The sequence below is a fragment of the Mycobacterium sp. genome, assembly GCF_050701515.1.
Lineage (GTDB): Bacteria > Actinomycetota > Actinomycetes > Mycobacteriales > Mycobacteriaceae > Mycobacterium.
Map to the genome: position 1 here is coordinate 19,980 of NZ_JBOGDB010000045.1, position 19,557 is coordinate 39,536.

Below are 19,557 nucleotides of genomic sequence, written 5' to 3' on the forward strand. Positions count from 1 at the left end.
TCCTCAGGCGAACGCGGCTGAGGACCAGGGGACGGCCAAGCACACCAGCATCAGGGTGAATAGGAACCATCCCGCGCCCTGCCAGATCACCCAGGTGCCTTCGGCGCGCCACGTGAGGTAGGCCTTGACGAACGCGCCGATGCCTCCGAGGAACAGAATCGCGGGCACGCTCGATGCGAGAAGCACCGATCCCTTGTCGACGACTGCATAAACGGCGAAGGCGATGCCGGCCACCACGATGACCGCTACGCCGTAGCCGACCGCCCGCCGAAATGTCGGCGGGTCGTGCCAGTTCTTCTCGACGTCTCTGGTCGACATTTACGGGTCTCGGGGCAGGCCCAGCAGCCGCTCGGCGATGATGTTGAGCTGCACCTCGGTGGTGCCGCCATAAATGGTGGTGGCCCGGCTGTAGAGCAGGTACTCCGCCCATTTCCCGGGCAGCTGCTTCCGATCGCCGATCGCGCCGTCGGTGCCGAACGTCGACACCGCGAACTCGGCGAAACCCTGGCCGGTGCGCATCGACAGCAGCTTGGAGATCGCCGCCGCCGGCATCGGGTCGCCGCCGGCCAGCGTCAGCAGCGTTGAGCGCATGTTGAGCACCTTGGCGGCATGACCCTCCGCGATCAGCCGCCCGGCCTGGTTCTGCCCGATCTGGTCGAACTGGCCGTCCCGGATGAACTCGACGAACCCGTCCAGGTTGGCCATGCCCGGGGGCTCGCTGCTGCCGATCGAAACCCGCTCGGCGGTCAGGGTGTTGCGGCTCACCTCCCAACCCCGGTTCACCTCGCCGAGCACGAACTCGTCCGGCACGAACACGTCGTCGATGAAGACGGTGTTGAACATCGCGTTGCCGGTCAGCTCGCGCAGCGGCTTCACCTCGACACCCTCGCTTTTCATGTCGAGCAGGAAGTAGGTGATGCCGTTGTGCTTCGGCGCGCTCGGATCGGTCCGAGCCAGCAGCGCGCCCCATTGGGAGTACTGCGCGGCGGTGGTCCAGATCTTCTGGCCGGTGATGCGCCAGCCGCCGTCGACCTTGGTGGCCTTGGTGGACAGGCCCGCCAGGTCGGATCCGGCGCCGGGCTCGGAAAACAGCTGGCACCAGATCATTTCGCCGCGGAAGGTGGGCGGCAGGAACCGCTGATGCTGCTCGTCGGTACCGAACGCCACGATGGACGGAATGATCCAGGCCGCGATGCCCATCTGCGGTCGCTTCACCCGGCCGGACAAGAACTCCTGGGCGATGATGATCTGTTCGACTGGGTTGGAAGCGCGGCCCCACGGCTTTGGTAGATGCGGCTGCACCCAGCCGCCTTCGGCGATCGCGGCGTTGCGCTCGTCGCGGGGAATCGCCTTGAGCGCGGCGACTTCTGCGCGGATCTCCTCGCGCAGCTTCTCGGTATCCGGGTCCAGGTCGATGTTGAGTTCGCGCATCCCGGTACTGGTGGCGATGTCGACCACCTGTTGCGGATAGTCCGCGGCGCGTCCGAAGCAGGCCGCCAGCACCAGCGCGCGGCGGTAGTAGACGTTGGTGTCGTGCTCCCAGGTGAAGCCGATGCCACCGTGCACTTGAATGCAGTCCTGGGTGCAGCGCTGCGCGGCGACCGGCGCCAAGGTGGCCGCCACTGCCGCGGCGAACTCGTAAGCGCTGTCGTCGGAACCGTTTTCGCGGGACTCGTCGATGGCGCGCGCGGCGTCCCAGACCGCCGCGGTGGCCCGCTCGGTGTCCGCGATCATCTCGGCGCACTTGTGCTTGATCGCCTGGAACTGGCCGATGGGCCGGCCGAACTGTTCGCGAATCTTTGCATACGCCGACGCGGTATCGGTCGCCCAGCGCGCGACGCCGATGGATTCGGCGGACAGCAGGGTGGACATCAGCGCACGGGCCAGGGTCCGGCTCAGATTGCTCAGCACCCGGTCGTCGCCGACCTCCACGGCGTTGGCGCGCACATGCGCCACCGGCCGCAGCGGATCCACGCTTGCGACGGGTTCGATTTCCAACTGGTCGACGTCGAGCACAACCCACTCTTCGCCGCTGTCGATCGCCACCGGCAGCACCAACACCGATGCTTGCGCCGCCGCGGGCACCGCCCGCACCTCGCCGCGGATGACCAGGCCATCGCCGTGCCGGGTGGCGGTCAGCCCGGAGTCGATGGCGTATGCGGCGATCACCTCGCCAGAGGCCAGGTCGTTCAGCAGCTTGGCGTCCGGGTCGTGCGCCGAGATCAGCGCGCTGGCGATCGCCGACGGGACGAACGGGCCGGGCACCGCGCCATATCCGAACTCGGCGAGCACAATCGCGAGCTCGAGAACGCCGAACCCTTGTCCGCCAACGGATTCGGCCAGATGCACAGCTTGCAGGCCCTGCTCGGCGGCGGCCTTCCAGTACGGCGGCGGGTTCGAGACAGGGGTCTCCAGCGCCTCGTGCAGAACCTCCGACGGCGCCACCCGCGCCACTAGGGACCGCACCGAATCGGCCAGGTCGTTGTGCTCAGTAGTGACTGCAATGGGCATGCCGCGTTGCCTTCCCCAATAACCGGTCGGTTGGGACCGAGCCTACCCGTTGACCACATTCGCCAGCTCACGGCCGTCCCGCAGCCGCCGGCAGTTGTCGACGGCTTCGGCCAGGTAGCGGCGCATCGTGTCGGCGGTGTACCAGGTGACGTGCGGGGTGAGCACGACGTTGTTCAGCCTCAGCAGAGGATTGTCGGCCGGTATCGGCTCGACCGCGAACACGTCCAGGCCGGCGGCCGCCAGCCGACCGTCCCGGAGCGCATCGACCAGCGCGCCCTCGTCGATGATCGGTCCGCGCGAGGTGTTGACGACCACGGCGCCCGGCTTCATCAGTGCCAGCGCGGCGTCGTCCAGCAGGCCGGTGGTGTCGGCGGTGAGCGGCAGGTGCAGCGACACGATGTCGCCTTTGGCCAGCAGGTCGGGCAGCCTCCGCCAGCCGCGCTGTCCGTCGTCGCGGGTGCTGGTGTGCAGCACCTCGGCACCCATCGCGGTCACGATGTCCTCGACGCGTTTGGCGATACTGCCGTAGCCGATCAGCCCGACGGTGCAGCTACCGATGTCTCGCACCGTTTCGCCGAGGCTGGGGTCCGACGGCCAGCCATTTCCCGCGCGGGTGGCCCGGTCCAATTCCGGAAGCCTGCGGAGCGCCGCCAGCATCAGCAGCACGGCGCCCTCCGCAACCGACGCCGCGTTGGCGCCGGGCATGTTGGCCACCGCGATGCCGAGCCGCGACGCGGCGTCGACGTCGATGGTGTTGACGCCCGCGCCCAGCTTGTGGACGAGCTTGCACCGTGGCGCTCGCTCGAGATCGGAATCCGACACGGGGCGCAGCACATGCCAGATCACTTCGGCATCGGGCAGCTCGCGGTAGAAGGTGTCGTCGTCGTCTTCGGCGCAGTATCGGACGTCCAGCCAATCCAGTTCTGGCGCAAGAAAACCCAGCACCCGCTCGCCGGGAACGAAGTGGGCCAGGACCCTCAGCGCCACCGCTTCGCGATCCACTTGGTGATCGTATCGGCCTGCTCACTGCGCGCTCCGGGCGTGGTGAAGTAGTGGTCGCTGTCGATGGCGCATTGCGACTTGTCCTCGCTCGCCAGTGCGTCGTAGATGCGTTGCGCGTCGGACGGGAAGACACCGGTGTCCTGTTCGGCGTTGATCACCAGGGCGGGACAGTCGATGCGGGTCAGGTGCGGCTCGGCCCGCGTCTGGGCATGGCGCAGGCTCCACATGCCGATCCAGCCGCGCAGCGTGCAGGCCGCGGCGATGCCGTGTGCCGACCGATTGGCCTTGACCGGGACGCCCGCATAGCACAGATTGGCCGGGCGCTTGCTGGGTTCCAGTGTCGGATCAACCATCCGAGGATCGGCCCAGGTGCGCATCACGGTGAACGGGCGATCGGAGAAGCCGGCGGCCCGGACCCGCTTCAGCTCCCGCTCCGCCCAATCGGTGATCGCATTGTTGCGGGCCACCTGCGCCGACCGGTAGCGGGTGATGAAGTCCTCGGAGTAGGGCGGGCCGTTGCCCGCGTCGAACAAGTCCAACTCGGGATCGGTTGCTATCGGGTCGTTTTCGTCGACCACCGACGCGTCCATCCAGGCGGTAAGGACATCGGGGCGGCCCGGGTGGGCGGCGCTGGCGACATAGCCGTCGGCGGGCAGCAGCTCGGTAAGCCCGGCCGCGGGCCGCATGCCGTCCAGCGGCGTTATGTGCCTGTCGACCGCCTGCGCCTGGTAGGCCGCCATCAGCGAACCTCCACCGGAGTTGCCCAGCAGCACAACGGTTTCCACGCCCTGTACCTCGCGCAGCCAGCGAACGCCGACAGCGATGTCGACCAGGGCGTGATCGAGCAGGAAGCTGCTCTCAAATCCGCGAAACCGGGTGTTCCAGCCCAGGAACCCGATGCCCCGGGTGGCGATGTAGTCGGCGAGATAGTGCTCCGAGAAGTCGATCTGGTAGTGCACCGCTATGATCGCCACCTTGGGCTTGCGTCCCACCCCGCGGTGATAAAGCCCTTGGCAGGGATGCCCGCCCGCCCCGGCCCGCCGCGCGGTGGGGGAGTCCAACCCGACGAACTCGCGGGTTACCCCCGGTGCGCCGGATGACGCCGTCGTTCTGGTCATGTCAGTCCGGTCTCCTTGTAATAGATCGTCCGGTAGAAGACGTTGGCCAGGGTGGTGATGCAGGCGTCGTCGTCGACCGGGCCAGAGGCGCCGTCGCCGGATAGTTGTGCGTAGCAGAACTGGTTGAGCATCGAAACCATCGCGACCGCGACCAGCTCGGGATCGTCGTCGGCGCAGAAGCCTTCCCGCTGAGCCTGTTTCACCATCGTCGTGATCATCGAGATCGGCAGCGAGCAGATATCGGCCCAGTATTCGGCGAAGTCGTCGTTGACCATGGCTAGCTGCGACACGCTGATGATCTCGGCCAGCCGGTTGCGGTAGGTGTTCCAGTGTGCGGCGGCCGCCTCATACGAGCGTTCGCGGTTGCTCAGGCCCGGCTTGCCGGCCGCCCGGGCACGGTCTCGCGCCTCGTCGCGGAACCGCAGCGCCCATTCGCGGACCATCGCCTCCTTGGAGTCGTAGTAGTTGTAGAAGGATGCGGTCGACCTGCCGGCCTCGGCGGCGATGTCGGAGATGGTGGTCGCCAGGATTCCGTTGCGCGCGACCACCGCTCGGGCGGCAGCGTCGATGGCGGCCTGTGTCTGCCGCCCACGCTGGGTGGGCAACTGCTCACGCGGGCTGACGGTCACGGTTCCCTTTCGCCGGGGATGCCCCGGGCATTGATTTGAACCTGAATCTGATGTTAGATTCAGATTTCGATCTTGGCAGGAGTTTCGCGACATGATCAAGCCCGACAATCCCAATTCCGAGTTCGAGCTCGGCGGCATTAACCATGTGGCACTGGTGTGTTCGGACATGGAGAAGACCGTCGACTTCTATTCGAATGTCCTCGGTATGCCGCTGATCAAATCGCTCGACCTGCCCGGCGGCATGGGCCAGCACTTCTTCTTCGACGCCGGCGACGGCGACTGCGTCGCGTTCTTCTGGTTCGCCGACGCCGCCGACAAGGTGGCGGGCATCTCGTCGCCCGCCGCGATTCCGGGCATCGGCGAGATCACCAGCTCGGTCAGCTCGATGAACCATCTGGCCTTCCACGTTCCCCGGGAGAAGTTCGACGAGTACCGGCAGCGGCTCAAGGACAAAGGGGTGCGCGTCGGCCCGGTGCTCAACCACGACGAGAGCGAAGCGCAAGTCTCGGCGACGGTGCACCCCGGCGTCTATGTGCGGTCGTTCTACTTCCACGACCCGGACGGGATCACGCTGGAATTCGCTTGTTGGACGAAGGAATTCACCGAGACCGACACTCAGACCCGGCCGAAGACCGCCGCCGACAGGCGGCCAGGGCCGCGACACGTAAACGTCAGCAACGACACGCCGACCGACGTCGCAAAGGTTTAAGTCTGGCGAAGGTGTCGGTGTCTGATGTCAGCATGTGGACATGGGGGACGTGTTCACCGGGAGTCACGCGGTGCGCTCCGGGCAGCTGAGTGCCTATCAACTGCGATCGCAGTATCGGGCGCTCTATCCCGACGTGTACGTCCCGGCCCTCATCGAGCCGTCGCTGATAACACGGACTGTCGGGGCGTGGCTCTGGTCGGAGAAGCGTGCCGTTGTCGCGGGCCTGGCGGCAGCAGCCCTGCACGGCGCGCAGTGGATCGACGACGATGAATGTGTCGAATTGGTATGGCGCAATCCGCATGCGCCAGAGGGAGTCCAGACCCGCAACGAGAGATTGGCGGACGACGAGATCACTCGCGTCGACGGGTTGGCAGTCACCACACCGGCTCGAACGGCTTACGACCTGGGGCGACGGCTGCCACGCAGTGAAGCAATCGCCCGCCTCGACGCGCTGATGTATGCGACGCCGTTCGCTTCTGAGGATGTCTTGCTACTTGCCAAGCGGCACCGCGGTGCGCGCGGCCTGCGCCGTCTGCGGACGGTGTTACCGCTGGTAGACGGCGGCGCGGCGTCACCGAGGGAAAGTTGGCTTCGCACCCTGTTCGTCGACGCAGGTCTGCCGCGGCCGACCACGCAGGTTCCCGTCGTGGAGGCCCGGGGTCGGCTGGTGCGCATGCTCGACATGGGGTGGGAGGACTTCATGGTGGCCGCGGAGTACGACGGCGACCAACATCGCACCAACCGCCAGCAGTACGTCAAGGACATCCGAACCCTCGCCAAGGTCGAACGTCTTGGCTGGCAAGTCGTGCGCGTCGTCAAAGAGGACCGCCCCGACGAGGTCGTGGCGAGGGCGCGGGCTGCGTTGATCCGCCGCGGCTATCGCGACATTTAACCGACAGCGATGACACGCCGGGAGACGTCGCAAAGGTTTAAGTCTCGGCGCTATCCGCGGTACACCTTCGGGTCGGCGAGCACATCGAGAATCGACGCCAGCTGGTCGACGAGTTGATCCGGCTGCAGCTCGACCGCGCCGCTCAGCCACGCGCTGATGGTCTGCCCGACGCCGCCGACCACGAAGTGCGTCGCGGCCTTGATCCGGTCATCCCCCCGGGCACGCAACGTGCTGCCCACATGTTCACCGAGCAACATCGTGAAGAACGCGGCCGACTCGACACGCTTGCGCGCCACCACCGGATTGGACAGCTGCGCACTGAACAGCAGCCGTCCTGCGCTGGGATCGTCGGCGATGATGCGCACGATGTTGGCCATGCCCGCTCGGCCCTGTTCCGTCGGCGGCGCCGCGGCAACGGCGGCCTGGGTGGTGGCGGCGATGTCGGCGATCACCCAGTCGAACACCGCGGCGACGAAGTCGTCCTTGTCGGTGAAGCTTTCGTAGAAGTACCGAACGCCGAGCCCGGCCCGCCGGCAGATCCCCCGGACGGTCAGCTCGGCCGGGTCCTGGTTGGGGGCACCCAACAAATCGAGGCCGGCGCGCAGCAATCGGCCGCGGCGCTGAGCGAGGCGGTCAGCCGCCTCGACTCCGCGGTACGGCCGGGCCTGGGTCATGGCGTCCATCTTGACATCAGCCCACCCGCCGGGCAATATCAGGAAACACATGTTCTCAGATTCAAGGTGAAGGCAATGACGATCAGTGCGAGTGGGCGTGCGATGTCCGGGCGGCATGGCGCGATGGATGACGGCCTGATGGGGATTGCCCTGCTGGCCGGGCCGGCCAACGTGATCATGCAGCTGGCGCGGCCCGGCGTGGGGTACGGCGTGCTGGAGAGCCGGGTCGAGAGCGGCCGGGTGGACCTGCATCCGATCAAGCGGGCCCGCACGACCTTCACCTACCTCGCGGTGGCGACCCGGGGGACCGACGAGCAGAAGGCGGCATTCCGCCGCGCGGTCGATGGGGCGCACGCCCAGGTGTATTCCACCGAGGAAAGTCCGATCGAATACAACGCCTTCGACAAAGACCTGCAGCTGTGGGTCGCGGCCTGTCTGTACCAGGGCGCGGTGGACGTGCACCGGATTTTCGTCGGTGAGATGGACGAAGAGACCGCGGAACGGCACTACCGCGAAGGCATGGCGCTCGGCACCACCCTGCAGGTGCCCGAGGAGATGTGGCCGGCCGACCGGGCCGCGTTCGACCGGTACTGGCAGGAGTCGCTGGACAAGGTGCACATCGACGACACCGTTCGCGAATACCTGCATCCGATAGCGGCGGCTCGGATGAAAGGGGTCAAGCTGCCGGGGCCGCTGCAGCGGTGGTCGGACAACTTCTCGCTGTTGATCACGGCCGGCTTTCTGCCGCAACGCTTCCGCGACGAGATGCGGCTGGAGTGGAACCCGCAGAAGCAACTCCGGTTCGACCGACTGATGGGCGTGCTCCGGTTCGTCACCAAGCTGATGCCGCGGTTCATCCGGCAGTTCCCGTTCAATGTGCTGCTGCGTGATCTGGACTGGCGGATCCGAACCGGTCGCCCGCTCGTCTAGCTGACCCGGTAGACGTCGACTTCCTCCGGAATGCCCTTGAGCCGTTGCGGCCCAAGGCTTTCAAAGGTCAGACCAGAGCCCGCGGACAGATCTCGCACGGTGCGGCTGGCGAGCACTTCGCAGGGTCCGGCCAGCGCACCGATGCGAGCACCGACGTGAACAGCCATCCCGCTCCACTCGTCGCCGCGTCGTTCGCATGCGCAAGCGACCGCCTTCGTCGGTCCGTCGAAGAGTGCGAACACGCCATCGCCCGTGTGCTTCGCGCGCCGACCCCCGTGCTTCGCCAACAGCGCGTCAACCACGCCGTCATGGACATCGAGCTGATGGCGCCAGTGATCGTCACCCGACGCACTGAGCTGCTCGGTCGAGCTCACGATATCGGTGAACAACACGGTGGCCAGTATTCGTTCACCCCTTGTGCCGACGGGTCTTTCGCAGAACTTCAGCAACGCTTCGGACAAGACGTCGATCACATCGAAGGCGTGGTGCTCGCCGGGCGGAAGCGCCATCAGCCGCGCATTCGGTATACCGGCCGCGAGCGCCGCGGATGCCTCGAACGCCACCATATGGTCGCCCGGCCTCGCCATCACAAGAGTGGGTGCCGACACTCGGTCGAGCAGGTCGCGGACGTCATCGGCCACATAGGCCCGCCAAAGAAGCTTGGCCATCGCCGGGCTGCCGAGGGAAGACTGAATCCGGCCCCACTGCTCCCGGACACCGGGCACGTCGGCCGAGGCGCCGAACAGCAACTCGGCCCCCGCCCCCTCGCCCCAATGGTTGTCGATATCTTCGAGTTGGGCGTCGACCTCTGCCTGGGTGAATCCCCATGGGAACTCCGGGGGATCCTGCGTGAAGCGGGCCGCCGTTCCGAGCAGGACGAGTGATCGCACCCGCGCCGGATACTTTGCGGCGAACATGATCGTCGGTGGGCCTCCAGTGAATGGGCCGAACAGCGAGGCTTGTGCCACTCCGGCGGCTTCGAGGACGCGCGACAGATCGTGGACGCGTTCATCGAGCGATGGAGCTCGCATGACGGGATCCGACAATCCGGTCCCACGCGCGTCCCACACCACGACGCGCATCTCGCGGGATAGCTGTTCGACAAGGGCGCCCCATGGAAAAGCGGGATCGTCGTAGCGATCGATGCTGCTCATAAAGGTGGGAACCCATACCAATGTGGCGTCGGCATCGCCGTACACCCGGTACGCCAGGCGCACGTCACCATCGCGGGCATAGCGCACGCGCCCATCGCTCACGTGAATAGTTTGGCGTTCCGCTGCTCGGCGGGTTGTCAGTTTGCGGGCGTATCACCGTCGTCATGCGTAGCGACAATGACACCTGGGACATCACCACGAGCGTCGATGCGGAATTCCAGGCCGCTCGCGACGAGGAGCGGGCCACCGGGAACGAGGACACGTTCTTCACGCTGGTCTATAACGAGCAACATGCCTCAGCCGTCGACTGGTTCGGCAGGCGGGGCCGGCAGGGTGCCGCGGTCCGATTGGCGGACTACTTCCGCCAGATCGGCCGGCCGGTCAACGGCAGCCTGGTCAGCGCCGTCAAGGAGTGATCCGGCTCACGGCCCTAGCCGTGCCCGTGCGTCTCGACAGTTAGCTTATGCAATGCTAACTTCGGCCAGAAGTTAGCTTAGGCATACATAAGGAGACGGCGGGCCCAGATGGGTAGTGACACGCTTGCGACTCGGGTCGACCGCGATGTCGTCAGCCGCTTCGCCACCTGCTGTCGCGCGCTCGGACTGTCCGTGCACGACCGGCAACGGCCCGCCGACCTCGCCGCCGCTCGCACCGGTTTCGCCGCACTGACCCACATCGCCCACGACCAGTGCGACGCGTGGGCCGGCCTTGCTGCGGCCGGTGGCGTCTCCGCCGAGGTAATCGAGTCGGTCTGGCGTACCTCGGCCACCGCCGGGTTGCTGGCACGGCAGATCGAACTGGCGCCGCGGGCGTTGGGCTTCAGCTATGACACCGGGCTGTATCTACAGTTCCGGGCCACAGATCCCGATGACTTCCAATTGGCGTATGCCGCAACCCTTTCCGAGGCTGAAGAGTATGCAGAGGCCGATCGGCTGGTCGGAGAGGTGATCGAGCGACGGCCCGGCTGGCTGGAGGCCCGATGGGTACGGATCGCGATCTGTCATCGGACCGAACGCTGGCCCGACGTCGTCCGGTTGCTCACCCCTATCGTCACGGACTCGACACTGGACGAGGTGTACGCCCACGCCGCGCGCGTGACATTGGGCATCGCGCTGGCCCGCCTCGGGATGTTCGCCCCGGCGCTGTCGTATCTGGAGGAGCCCGGCGGCCCGGTGACGGTGGCCGCCGTCGACGGCGCGCTGGCCAAGGCGCTGGCGCTGCGCGCACAGGGTGAGGACGACGACGCCGCCGACGTGCTGCAGGACCTGTATGCCGCCAACCCCGAGAACACCGACGTCTCCGATGCCCTGTCCGATCCCACCTTCGGGCTCGTCACCACCACCGCCGACCGCATCGACGCCCGCACCGACCCGTGGGACCCGGCCACCGAGCCCAGCGAAGCCGAATTCGTCGACCCCGGCGCCAAGGAGCGCAAGGCCCACCTGCTGATCGAGGCCGAAGCCGAGTTGGCCGAGTTCATCGGCCTGGAAGAGGTCAAGTTTCAGGTGGCCCGGCTGAAGAGCTCGGTGGCGATGGCACTGCGGCGCCAGGAACGCGGTCTGGTGGTCGCGGGCCGCACCAACCATCTGGTGTTCGCCGGTCCACCGGGCACCGGCAAGACCACGATCGCCCGCGTCGTCGCCAAGATCTACTGCGGCCTCGGCCTGTTGAAAAAGGAGACCGTGCGGGAGGTGCACCGCGCCGACCTGATCGGCCAGCACATCGGCGAAACCGAAGCCAAGACCAACGCCATCATCGACAGCGCCCTGGACGGCGTGCTGTTCCTGGACGAGGCATACGCATTGGTCGCCACCGGGGCGAAGAACGACTTCGGGTTGGTCGCGATCGACACGCTGCTGGCCCGGATGGAGAACGACAGAGACCGGCTGGTGGTCATCGTCGCGGGGTACCGCGCCGACCTCGATCAGTTTCTCGACACCAACGAGGGCCTGCGGTCGCGTTTTACCCGCAGCATCGACTTTCCGTCGTATTCGCCGGCCGAACTGGTCGCGATCGGCAAGCGGATGGCAGAAAAGCGGGACAGCGTGTTCGAACAGGCCGCGCTCGCCGACATGGAAACCCTGTTCGGCCATCTCGCCGAATCGTCATCACCGGACACCACCGGGGTAGCACGACGCAACCTGGACATCGCGGGCAACGGGCGGTTCGTCCGCAACCTCGTCGAGCGCTCCGAAGAGGAGCGCGAATACCGCCTCGATCATCCCCCGCAGGCGGGAGGTGCCCCCACCGAGGACCGCGACTTCACCGACGACGAGCTGATGACGATCACCGACGTCGACGTGCGCACTTCGATCACCCCGCTGCTGCGCGGGCTCGGTCTATCGGTGCCCGCGTGACCGGACCAGACCCGGACCGGCGTGCCTTCACTTCCCGGACCCCGGCCAACGAGAATCCGGACGGCGTGGTCTACCGGCGCGGCTTCGTCACCCGCCACCAAGTATCAGGATGGCGATTCGTCATGCGCCGCATTGCATCCGGTGTGGCACTGCATGACACCCGGATGCTGGTGGATCCGCTGCGCACGCAGACCCGGGCGGTGCTCGTCGGGGTGCTCATCCTGATCACCGGCCTGGCCGGGTGTTTCATCTTCTCGCTTATCCGTCCGTCCGGGGTGGCAGGCAACGATGGGGTGCTCGCCGACCGCTCCACCGCCGCGCTGTATGTGAAGGTCGGCGACCAGCTTCACCCGGTACTCAACCTCACCTCCGCGCGACTGATCGTCGGCCGGCCGGACAATCCCACCACCGTCAAGACCGCCGAAATCGACCGATTCGGTCGCGGAAACCTGCTCGGCATACCCGGCGCGCCGGAACGCATGGTGCAGAACACATCTCGCGACGCCGACTGGACCGTCTGCGACGCCGCGTCCGGACCGGCCGCCGGATTGACGGTGATCGCCGGCAGCCTTACCGGCGGCGGCGAGCGCGCGGTCCCGCTGCCGAGCAACTCCGCGGTCCTGGTCGAGAACGCCGGGCGAACCTGGCTGCTGTGGGACGGCCGCCGCAGCCCGATCGACCTGAACGACAGGGCGATTACCGACGCGCTCGGACTGGGTGCGCACAGTGCCACGCCGCGGCCCATCGCCACCGGCCTGTTCAACACCATTCCGGAGGCACCCGGGCTGACCGCGCCGGCCATCCCCGGGGCCGGCGAACCGCCGCGGTTCCCGCTGCCGGTGTCGGCACCCGTCGGGGCGGTGGTCGCGGCCTACGAGGCCGACAACACGATCCGCTACTACGCGCTGCTGCCCGACGGGCTACAGCCGGTGCCACCCGTGCTGGCGGCAATCCTGCGCAACACCAACTCCTTTGGCCTCGATCAACCGCCACGTTTGGGCGCTGACGAGGTGGCCCGAATGCCGGTTGCCCGGGGCATCGACACCGACGCCTATCCCCCCGATCCCGTCAGCCTCGTCAACGCGGCCGACGACCCGGTCACCTGCGCGCACTGGGCGAAACCGGAGGGGGCCAGCACCAGCACGATGAACGTGCTCTCCGGTGCCGCGCTACCGCTGGCCAACGGAACGCATACCGTCGATCTCGTCGGATCGGGCACCCGGGTGGCGCTACCGCCGGGCCGCGGTTACTTCGTCCAGACGGTCGGTCAGGAGCCAGGCTCACCGACCGCGGGCTCGCTGTTCTGGGTGAGCGACACCGGCGTCCGCTACGGCGTCGACACCACCGCTGATGACGGCAAGGCCGTTACGGCGCTGGGCCTCGGCGCACCGCCGCTGCCGATTCCATGGTCGGTGTTGTCCCTGTACGCCGCCGGCCCGGCCTTGTCGCGCGCCGACGCGCTGCTGGCACACGACGCACTGGAGGCCCGATGAGCAGGCTGATATTCGAGGCGCATCGGCGGCTGCCACGACCCGAGGTCCGCAAGGGCACCGTCACCATCGAACCGCCGCCCGAGCTGCCGCGCCTGGTGCCGCCGTCGTTGCTGCGCCGCGTGCTGCCGTACCTGATCGTGATACTGATCGTCGGGATGATCGTCGCGTTGGTGGCCACCGGGATGCGGCTGATTTCCCCGCAGATGCTGTTCTTCCCGTTCGTGTTGCTGCTGGCCGCCACCGCGCTCTATCGCGGCTCGGACAACAAGATGCGCACCGAGGAGGTCGACGCCGAACGGGCCGACTACCTGCGCTACCTGTCCGTACTGCGGGACAACGTGCGCGCCCACGCCGCCGAACAGCGCGCGGCACTGGACTGGTCGCATCCCGCCCCGGTGGCACTGGCCGCCATCCCGGGCACCCGTCGGCAATGGGAACGCGACCCGCACGACGACGACTTCCTGGTGCTGCGGGCAGGTCTGCACGACGCACCACTGACCACCACGCTGCGCGTCAAGGACACCGCCGACGAGATCGACCTGGAGCCGGTCTCGCACAGCACCCTGCGTGGGCTGCTGGACACCCAGCGAACCGTGCACGACGTGCCCACCGGCATCGGCGTGACCAAGGTGTCGCGGGTGACGCTGCTCGGCGAGCCCGACGAGGTGCGCGGCGCGCTACGGGCCTGGATCGCGCAGGCCGTGACGTGGCATGACCCAGAAGTGCTCGGTCTCGCGGTGGCCAGTCCGGAACTGGACGGCGACAACTGGGCATGGCTGAAATGGCTGCCGCACGTAGACATTCCCGGCGAGGCCGACGGTGTCGGTCCGGCCCGCTACCTGACCACCGACGCGTCCGAGCTAGGTAACCTGCTGGCGCCGGTACTGGCGGCCGAGACGGCCAAACATCTGCTGGTCGTGCTCGACGACCCGGACGCCGACCCCGACGACATCGTGCCGCCACCCGGTCTGGCGGGCGTTACCGTCGTGCACAGGTCGACGAAACCGCCGCACCGCGAGCAGTATTCGGATCCCGAACGGCCCGTGCTGCGGGTGGCGGAAGGCAGGATCGAGCGCTGGCAGAACGGCGGGTGGCAGCCCTACATCGGCACCGCCGACAGCATGGCCGCCGCGGACGTCCACCACATCGCGCGGCGGCTTTCCCGCTGGGACTCCAACCCGAGTCATGCCCGGTCGGCCGACACTCGTGGTGCCACCTTCACCACCCTGCTCGACATCCCCGACGCGTCGGCGTTGGACGTCGCGAGCCTGTGGGCGCCGCGAAACCGCGACGACGAGCTGCGGGTGCCGATCGGCGTGACCGCCACCGGCGAGCCGCTGATCTTCGACCTCAAGGACGAGGCCGAAGGGGGGATGGGTCCGCACGGCCTGATGATCGGCATGACGGGATCGGGCAAGTCCCAGATGCTGATGTCAATCCTGTTGTCCCTGTTGACCACTCAATCGGCAGACCGCCTGATCGTGATCTACGCCGATTTCAAGGGTGAGGCCGGAGCCGACATCTTCCGGAATTTCCCGCAGGTGGTGGCGGTGATCTCGAACATGGCCGAGAAGAAGTCCCTGGCCGACCGCTTCGCCGACACGCTTCGCGGCGAGGTGGCCCGCCGCGAGCTGCTGCTCAAGGAAGCCGGCCGCCGGGTTCAGGGCAGCGCCTTCAACTCCGTCACCGAATACGAGAACGCCATCGCAGCGGGCCACGACCTGCCGCCGCTTCCCACCCTGTTTGTGGTGGCCGACGAGTTCACCTTGATGCTGGCCGACCATCCGGAGTACGCCGAACTGTTCGATTACGTTGCGCGCAAAGGCCGCTCGTTTCGGATTCATATCCTGTTCGCCTCGCAGACACTGGACGTCGGCAAGATCAAGGACATCGACAAGAACACCTCATACCGGATCGGTTTGAAGGTGGCCAGCCCCAGCGTGTCCCGTCAGATCATCGGCGTCGAAGACGCGTATCACATCGAGTCCGGCCGCGAGCACAAGGGCGTCGGATTTCTGGTACCGGCGCCTGGCGCGGTGCCGATCAAGTTCCGCAGTACCTATGTCGACGGCATCTACCAACCGCCGCGCAAGGCGAAATCCATTGTCGTGCACGCGGTGCCGCAGCCGCAGTTGTTCCCCGCCTCGCGGGTGGCGCCCCCGCCGGAAACGGTCATCGCCGGAGCCGCCACCGACCTCGTCGAGCAGTCGCCCCGCAAGCTGATCGCCACCATCGGCGACCAGCTGGCGCGATACGGCCCGCACGCACCCGAGCTGTGGCTGCCGCCGCTCGACGAAAAACTCCCACTGCACGACGTGCTGGCACGCGCGGCGATGCCGGAACGCCAATGGCGTTGGCCGCTTGGTGAGATCGACAAGCCCTTCGAGATGCGGCGCGATCCGCTGGTGTTCGACGCCTCGTCGTCGGCCGGCAACATGGTGATCCACGGCGGACCCAAATCGGGTAAGTCGACGGCACTGCAGACGTTCATGCTCTCCGCGGCGGCGTTGCATTCGCCGCGGGATGTCACGTTCTACTGTCTGGATTACGGCGGCGGGCAGCTGGCCCAGCTGGCCGGCCTTGCTCACGTCGGCAGCGTGGCCACGCCGCTGGAGCCCGAGCGGATCCGCCGCACATTCGGGGAGTTGGAGCAGCTGCTGTGGTCACGTCAGCTGCGTGGGCCGGGCGATCGCGATGACGGCTACGGCGAGGTGTTCCTGGTCATCGACAACCTCTACGCGTTCAGTCGAGACAACACCGACGCGTTCAACACCCGGAACCCGTTACTGGCGAAGGTGACCGAACTGGCCAACTCTGGGTTGTCGTACGGCATTCACGTCGTGATCACCACACCGAACTGGATCGAGGTGCCGTTGGCCATGCGGGACGGCCTTGGGCTGCGGCTCGAACTCAAGCTGCACGATTCCCACGACAGCAATGTCCGCGTGGTCGGCGCCCTGCGCCGGCCCGCCGACAGCGTCCCCGCCGACCAACCCGGCCGCGGCCTCACCATGGCCGCCGAGCACTTCCTGTTCGCCGCTCCGTCGCTGGCAGACATCGACGCGATCAACGCCCGCTACCCGGATGTCACCGCGCCGCCGGTGCGGTTGCTGCCCACCGATCTGCGCCCCGAGGTGATGGCACCGCTGTACCCCGGACCCGAGCGGATCGTCATCGGCCAGCGCGAGGACGACCTGGCGCCGGTCACCCTCGACTTCACCGACAACCCGCTGCTGATGGTCTTCGGCGATGCCAAATCCGGCAAGACCACCCTGCTGCGCCACATCATCCGCACCATCCGGGAACACTCGCAGCCGGATGAGGTCGCGTTCACCGTGATCGACCGAAGGCTGCACCTGGTCGACGAGCCACTGTTTCCCGACAACGAGTACACCCCGAACATCGACCGGATCATCCCGGCCATGCAGGGCCTCTCGGCGATCATCGAGAAGCGCCGGCCGCCGCCGGGGCTCAGCCCGCAGCAGCTGAGCGGCTGGAAAGTGCAGGGCCGCACCCACTATCTGATCGTCGACGATGTCGACCAGATACCCGATGGACCGGCGATGAGCGGCCCCTACGTCGGGCAGCGTCCGTGGAACAATCTCATCGGTCTGCTCTCCGAGGCCGGCGACCTCGGACTGCGCGTCATCGTCACCGCACGAGCCACCGGCTCCGCCCACGCGGTGATGACCGCACCGCTGCTGCGCCGCCTCAACGACCTGCAGGCCAACACGCTGCTGCTGTCCGGCAACCCGCAGGACAGCGGAAAGATCCGCGGTCAACGCTTCAGCCGGTTGCCGGCCGGCCGGGCAGTCCTGTTGACCGACAGCGACTCCCCGACACATCTGCAACTCGTCAATCCGCTCGTCGCCGAACGCACCGCACCCGGAAAGGAATACAGCTGATGACTTTGCGAGTAACACCAGAAGGGCTGACGGCGGCCAGCGCGGCCGTCGAGGCGCTGACCGCGCGGCTGGCCGGTGCCCACGCCGGTGCCGCGCCGCTCGTCACCGCCGTGCTGCCGCCCGCGGCCGACGCGGTCTCATTGCAGACGGCCGCCGGCTTCAGCGCACAAGGCGCCCAGCACTCGGCCGCCGCCGCCCAGGGTGTCGAAGAACTGGGCCGCTCGGGTGCCGGCGTCGGTGAATCCGGAACCAGCTACGCCACCGGCGACGCCATGGCCGCGTCCTCCTACCTTGTCGCCCGCGGCTGACTGGGGCTTGGGATGACCGCCCCCATCTGGATGGCGCTTCCGCCGGAGGTGCATTCAACGCTGCTCAGCAGCGGACCCGGTCCGGGGTCGCTGCTTGCCGCCGCGGGGGGATGGCAATCGTTGAGCACCGAATACGCCTCGGCGGCAGCCGAACTGACCGGACTGCTCGGTGCCGTTCAGGCGGGATCGTGGCAAGGGCCGAGCGCCGAGCAGTACGTCGCCGCGCACGCGCCGTATTTGGCCTGGCTTGCCGAGGCGAGTGCCAACAGCGCGGCCGCGGCGGCGCAGCACGAAACCGCCGCCGCGGCCTACAGCACGGCGCTGGCCACCATGCCGACGATGGTCGAGCTCATCGCAAACCACACGATCCACGGCGTGCTGGTCGCCACCAACTTCCTTGGTATCAACACGATTCCGATCGCGCTCAACGAGGCCGACTACGTCCGGATGTGGATCCAGGCGGCCACCACGATGAGCACCTACCAAGCGGTGTCCGGTGCCGCTCTCGCCGCGACGCCGACGACGCCGCCGGCACCGTTCCTGCTGACACCCGGCGTCGGCGAGGCCGGCAGCGCCGCCGCGAGCACTCAACAGCTGGGCGCCCAAGCGCAGGCGACCGAATCGGGCTCGGCGCTGAACAGTTCGAACATCATCTCCGATCTGTTGCAGACCTACCTCGACTACACCAACCAATTGTTCGAACCGCTGATCAACTTCTTCCAGGATCCGCTGGGTAACTCCGTGCAGTTGCTGACCGACTTCCTGACAAATCCGGCGCAGGCGCTGGTGACTTGGGGGCCGCTGCTATTCGCCGTTGCCTGGCAGGTCTTCTCGTGGATCGGCGCATCCCTGACCTATCCCCAGCTGCTCCTGCAGCCGCTGCTGTGGATCACGATCGGCGTCGCGATCGGCGCGGCTGATCAGTTCCTCAACAAGGCCACGCCCCCGGCGGAGGTCCCCGCCGGGACCGAGGCCCCTGCCTCGGCACCGGTAACGCGCGCCGAGCCCGGCACCTGGCCGGTCGCCGGCATCGCCCCGATCGTAGTCAGTCCCGGTGCGGCGCCCGCCACCTCAGCGACCGGCACCGCACCCGGTACCGCGGCACCCACGGCGCCGCCACCCGGGCAAGCCATCGCCTACGCCGTGCGTGGCGATTACCCGGGTGCGGGTTTCACGCCCACGCTGCGCGAGGCCACCGGCGCCAAGGCACCAGCCGCCGATATCCCGGCCGCCGCTGCGCTGGCGGCTGCGGCGGCGGCCCGCGAGAAAAGGCGTGCCCGCCGCAAGCGCGGCGCGGCGATCAAGGAGCGCGGCTATCGCGACGAGTTCATGGACATGGGTTCCGGGACCGACTCGGGCGCACCACCTCCCGAGGAAGCACGCGCCTCGGCGTCAACCAAGGGTGCGGGTCCGCTCGGATTCACCGGCACGGCTACCAAGTCCGACCGCCCTGCCGCCGGATTGACCCAACTGCCCGACGACTCCTTTGGCGGCGGACCCGTCAGCCCGATGCTGCCGACGACATGGACATCCGACGATCAACCCACCACCGATGAAGATGAAAGGAAAGATCGATGAGCCTCCTTGATGCTCACATTCCGCAACTGGTTGCCTCCGAGGCGGCCTTCGGCGCCAAGGCGGCGTTGATGCGCAGCACCCTCGCACAGGCCGAGCAGGCCGCCACCTCTGCCCAGGCGTTCCACATGGGCGAATCCTCGGCGGCCTTCCAGGCTGCGCACGCCCGGTTCGTGGAGGTCTCCGCGAAGATCAACATGCTGCTCGACATCGCCCAGGCCAACCTCGGCGACGCCGCGGGCACCTATGTCGCCGAGGACGCCGCCGCGTCCAGCACCTACACCTCCATCTGACAAATCT

17 protein-coding genes are annotated in these 19,557 nt (G+C 67.4%); 10 read left to right on the top strand and 7 right to left on the bottom strand.

The window, feature by feature from the left end; genetic code table 11:
- Positions 1-3: 3 nt before the first annotated feature.
- The 5 genes from ACRDU5_RS03545 to ACRDU5_RS03565 are packed head-to-tail and all read right to left on the bottom strand — an operon-like array spanning position 4 to position 5,260.
- Complete coding sequence (locus ACRDU5_RS03545; RefSeq protein WP_526612865.1) at positions 4-318, bottom strand: hypothetical protein; 315 nt, start codon at positions 316-318, stop codon at positions 4-6.
- Positions 319-2,511 (bottom strand): acyl-CoA dehydrogenase family protein, encoded by a 2,193-nt coding sequence (locus ACRDU5_RS03550; RefSeq protein WP_526612867.1) that lies wholly within the window; start codon positions 2,509-2,511, stop codon positions 319-321.
- Between the two features lie 42 nt (positions 2,512-2,553).
- The gene (locus tag ACRDU5_RS03555; protein ID WP_526612916.1) at positions 2,554-3,492 is read right to left on the bottom strand and encodes a 2-hydroxyacid dehydrogenase; all 939 of its coding nucleotides are present in this window, start codon (positions 3,490-3,492) and stop codon (positions 2,554-2,556) included.
- Positions 3,489-4,631 carry an alpha/beta hydrolase family protein gene (locus ACRDU5_RS03560; RefSeq protein ID WP_526612869.1) on the bottom strand — a complete coding sequence of 381 codons (1,143 nt, stop codon included), beginning with the start codon at positions 4,629-4,631 and terminating at the stop codon, positions 3,489-3,491. The genes ACRDU5_RS03555 and ACRDU5_RS03560 overlap by 4 nt, the downstream gene beginning before the upstream one ends.
- Entirely contained in the window at positions 4,628-5,260 is a 633-nt protein-coding gene (locus ACRDU5_RS03565) for a TetR/AcrR family transcriptional regulator (protein WP_526612870.1), read from the bottom strand. Before ACRDU5_RS03565 ends, ACRDU5_RS03560 begins: the two co-directional genes overlap by 4 nt.
- Before the next feature lie 91 nt (positions 5,261-5,351).
- Here ACRDU5_RS03565 and ACRDU5_RS03570 point away from each other — a divergent pair, with 91 nt between their 5' ends.
- Complete coding sequence (locus tag ACRDU5_RS03570; protein ID WP_526612872.1) at positions 5,352-5,969, top strand: VOC family protein; 618 nt, start codon at positions 5,352-5,354, stop codon at positions 5,967-5,969.
- 40 nt (positions 5,970-6,009) lie between these two features.
- Positions 6,010-6,861, top strand: a complete 852-nt coding sequence (locus tag ACRDU5_RS03575; RefSeq protein ID WP_526612874.1) for a type IV toxin-antitoxin system AbiEi family antitoxin — start codon at positions 6,010-6,012, stop codon at positions 6,859-6,861.
- Positions 6,862-6,911: 50 nt separating this feature from the next.
- Here ACRDU5_RS03575 and ACRDU5_RS03580 read toward each other — a convergent pair whose 3' ends face one another.
- Positions 6,912-7,535, bottom strand: coding sequence for a TetR/AcrR family transcriptional regulator (locus tag ACRDU5_RS03580; protein WP_526612875.1), 624 nt, complete (start codon positions 7,533-7,535; stop codon positions 6,912-6,914).
- 75 nt (positions 7,536-7,610) lie between these two features.
- Here ACRDU5_RS03580 and ACRDU5_RS03585 point away from each other — a divergent pair, with 75 nt between their 5' ends.
- Entirely contained in the window at positions 7,611-8,465 is an 855-nt protein-coding gene (locus tag ACRDU5_RS03585) for an oxygenase MpaB family protein (RefSeq protein ID WP_526612877.1), read from the top strand.
- Here ACRDU5_RS03585 and ACRDU5_RS03590 read toward each other — a convergent pair.
- Positions 8,462-9,721, bottom strand: a complete 1,260-nt coding sequence (locus ACRDU5_RS03590; protein ID WP_526612879.1) for an adenylate/guanylate cyclase domain-containing protein — start codon at positions 9,719-9,721, stop codon at positions 8,462-8,464. The two genes, ACRDU5_RS03585 and ACRDU5_RS03590, sit on opposite strands and share 4 nt — an antisense overlap.
- 62 nt (positions 9,722-9,783) lie before the next feature.
- Here ACRDU5_RS03590 and ACRDU5_RS03595 point away from each other — a divergent pair, with 62 nt between their 5' ends.
- The 7 genes from ACRDU5_RS03595 (at position 9,784) to ACRDU5_RS03625 (ending at position 19,550) form a co-directional block, all read left to right on the top strand.
- On the top strand, positions 9,784-10,035 hold the full coding sequence (locus tag ACRDU5_RS03595; protein ID WP_526612880.1) for a hypothetical protein: 252 nt from the start codon (positions 9,784-9,786) through the stop codon (positions 10,033-10,035).
- Between the two features lie 108 nt (positions 10,036-10,143).
- On the top strand, positions 10,144-11,976 hold the full coding sequence (gene eccA / locus ACRDU5_RS03600) for a type VII secretion AAA-ATPase EccA (protein ID WP_526612881.1): 1,833 nt from the start codon (positions 10,144-10,146) through the stop codon (positions 11,974-11,976).
- Entirely contained in the window at positions 11,973-13,469 is a 1,497-nt protein-coding gene (eccB, locus tag ACRDU5_RS03605; RefSeq protein WP_526612883.1) for a type VII secretion protein EccB, read from the top strand. The genes eccA and eccB overlap by 4 nt, the downstream gene beginning before the upstream one ends.
- The gene (eccCa, locus tag ACRDU5_RS03610) at positions 13,466-17,374 is read left to right on the top strand and encodes a type VII secretion protein EccCa (RefSeq protein ID WP_526612884.1); all 3,909 of its coding nucleotides are present in this window, start codon (positions 13,466-13,468) and stop codon (positions 17,372-17,374) included. Before eccB ends, eccCa begins: the two co-directional genes overlap by 4 nt.
- The gene (locus ACRDU5_RS03615; RefSeq protein WP_526612886.1) at positions 17,374-17,682 is read left to right on the top strand and encodes a PE domain-containing protein; all 309 of its coding nucleotides are present in this window, start codon (positions 17,374-17,376) and stop codon (positions 17,680-17,682) included. Before eccCa ends, ACRDU5_RS03615 begins: the two co-directional genes overlap by 1 nt.
- 12 nt (positions 17,683-17,694) lie before the next feature.
- Positions 17,695-19,260, top strand: a complete 1,566-nt coding sequence (locus tag ACRDU5_RS03620; protein ID WP_526612887.1) for a PPE family protein — start codon at positions 17,695-17,697, stop codon at positions 19,258-19,260.
- Positions 19,257-19,550 carry a type VII secretion protein EsxS gene (locus ACRDU5_RS03625; protein ID WP_526612889.1) on the top strand — a complete coding sequence of 98 codons (294 nt, stop codon included), beginning with the start codon at positions 19,257-19,259 and terminating at the stop codon, positions 19,548-19,550. The genes ACRDU5_RS03620 and ACRDU5_RS03625 overlap by 4 nt, the downstream gene beginning before the upstream one ends.
- The last annotated feature ends 7 nt before the right edge of the window (positions 19,551-19,557 follow it).

Excerpts from the sequence above, each read along its gene's own strand:
- ACRDU5_RS03545 (WP_526612865.1), bottom strand. The coding sequence starts at position 318 with ATGTCGACCAGAGACGTCGAGAAGAACTGGCACGACCCGCCGACATTT.
- ACRDU5_RS03550 (WP_526612867.1), bottom strand. The coding sequence starts at position 2,511 with ATGCCCATTGCAGTCACTACTGAGCACAACGACCTGGCCGATTCGGTG.
- ACRDU5_RS03560 (WP_526612869.1), bottom strand. The coding sequence starts at position 4,631 with ATGACCAGAACGACGGCGTCATCCGGCGCACCGGGGGTAACCCGCGAG.
- ACRDU5_RS03570 (WP_526612872.1), top strand. The coding sequence starts at position 5,352 with ATGATCAAGCCCGACAATCCCAATTCCGAGTTCGAGCTCGGCGGCATT.
- ACRDU5_RS03575 (WP_526612874.1), top strand. The coding sequence starts at position 6,010 with ATGGGGGACGTGTTCACCGGGAGTCACGCGGTGCGCTCCGGGCAGCTG.
- ACRDU5_RS03580 (WP_526612875.1), bottom strand. The coding sequence starts at position 7,535 with ATGACCCAGGCCCGGCCGTACCGCGGAGTCGAGGCGGCTGACCGCCTC.
- ACRDU5_RS03585 (WP_526612877.1), top strand. The coding sequence starts at position 7,611 with ATGACGATCAGTGCGAGTGGGCGTGCGATGTCCGGGCGGCATGGCGCG.
- ACRDU5_RS03595 (WP_526612880.1), top strand. The coding sequence starts at position 9,784 with ATGCGTAGCGACAATGACACCTGGGACATCACCACGAGCGTCGATGCG.
- eccA (WP_526612881.1), top strand. The coding sequence starts at position 10,144 with ATGGGTAGTGACACGCTTGCGACTCGGGTCGACCGCGATGTCGTCAGC.
- eccCa (WP_526612884.1), top strand. The coding sequence starts at position 13,466 with ATGAGCAGGCTGATATTCGAGGCGCATCGGCGGCTGCCACGACCCGAG.
- ACRDU5_RS03615 (WP_526612886.1), top strand. The coding sequence starts at position 17,374 with ATGACTTTGCGAGTAACACCAGAAGGGCTGACGGCGGCCAGCGCGGCC.
- ACRDU5_RS03620 (WP_526612887.1), top strand. The coding sequence starts at position 17,695 with ATGACCGCCCCCATCTGGATGGCGCTTCCGCCGGAGGTGCATTCAACG.
- ACRDU5_RS03625 (WP_526612889.1), top strand. The coding sequence starts at position 19,257 with ATGAGCCTCCTTGATGCTCACATTCCGCAACTGGTTGCCTCCGAGGCG.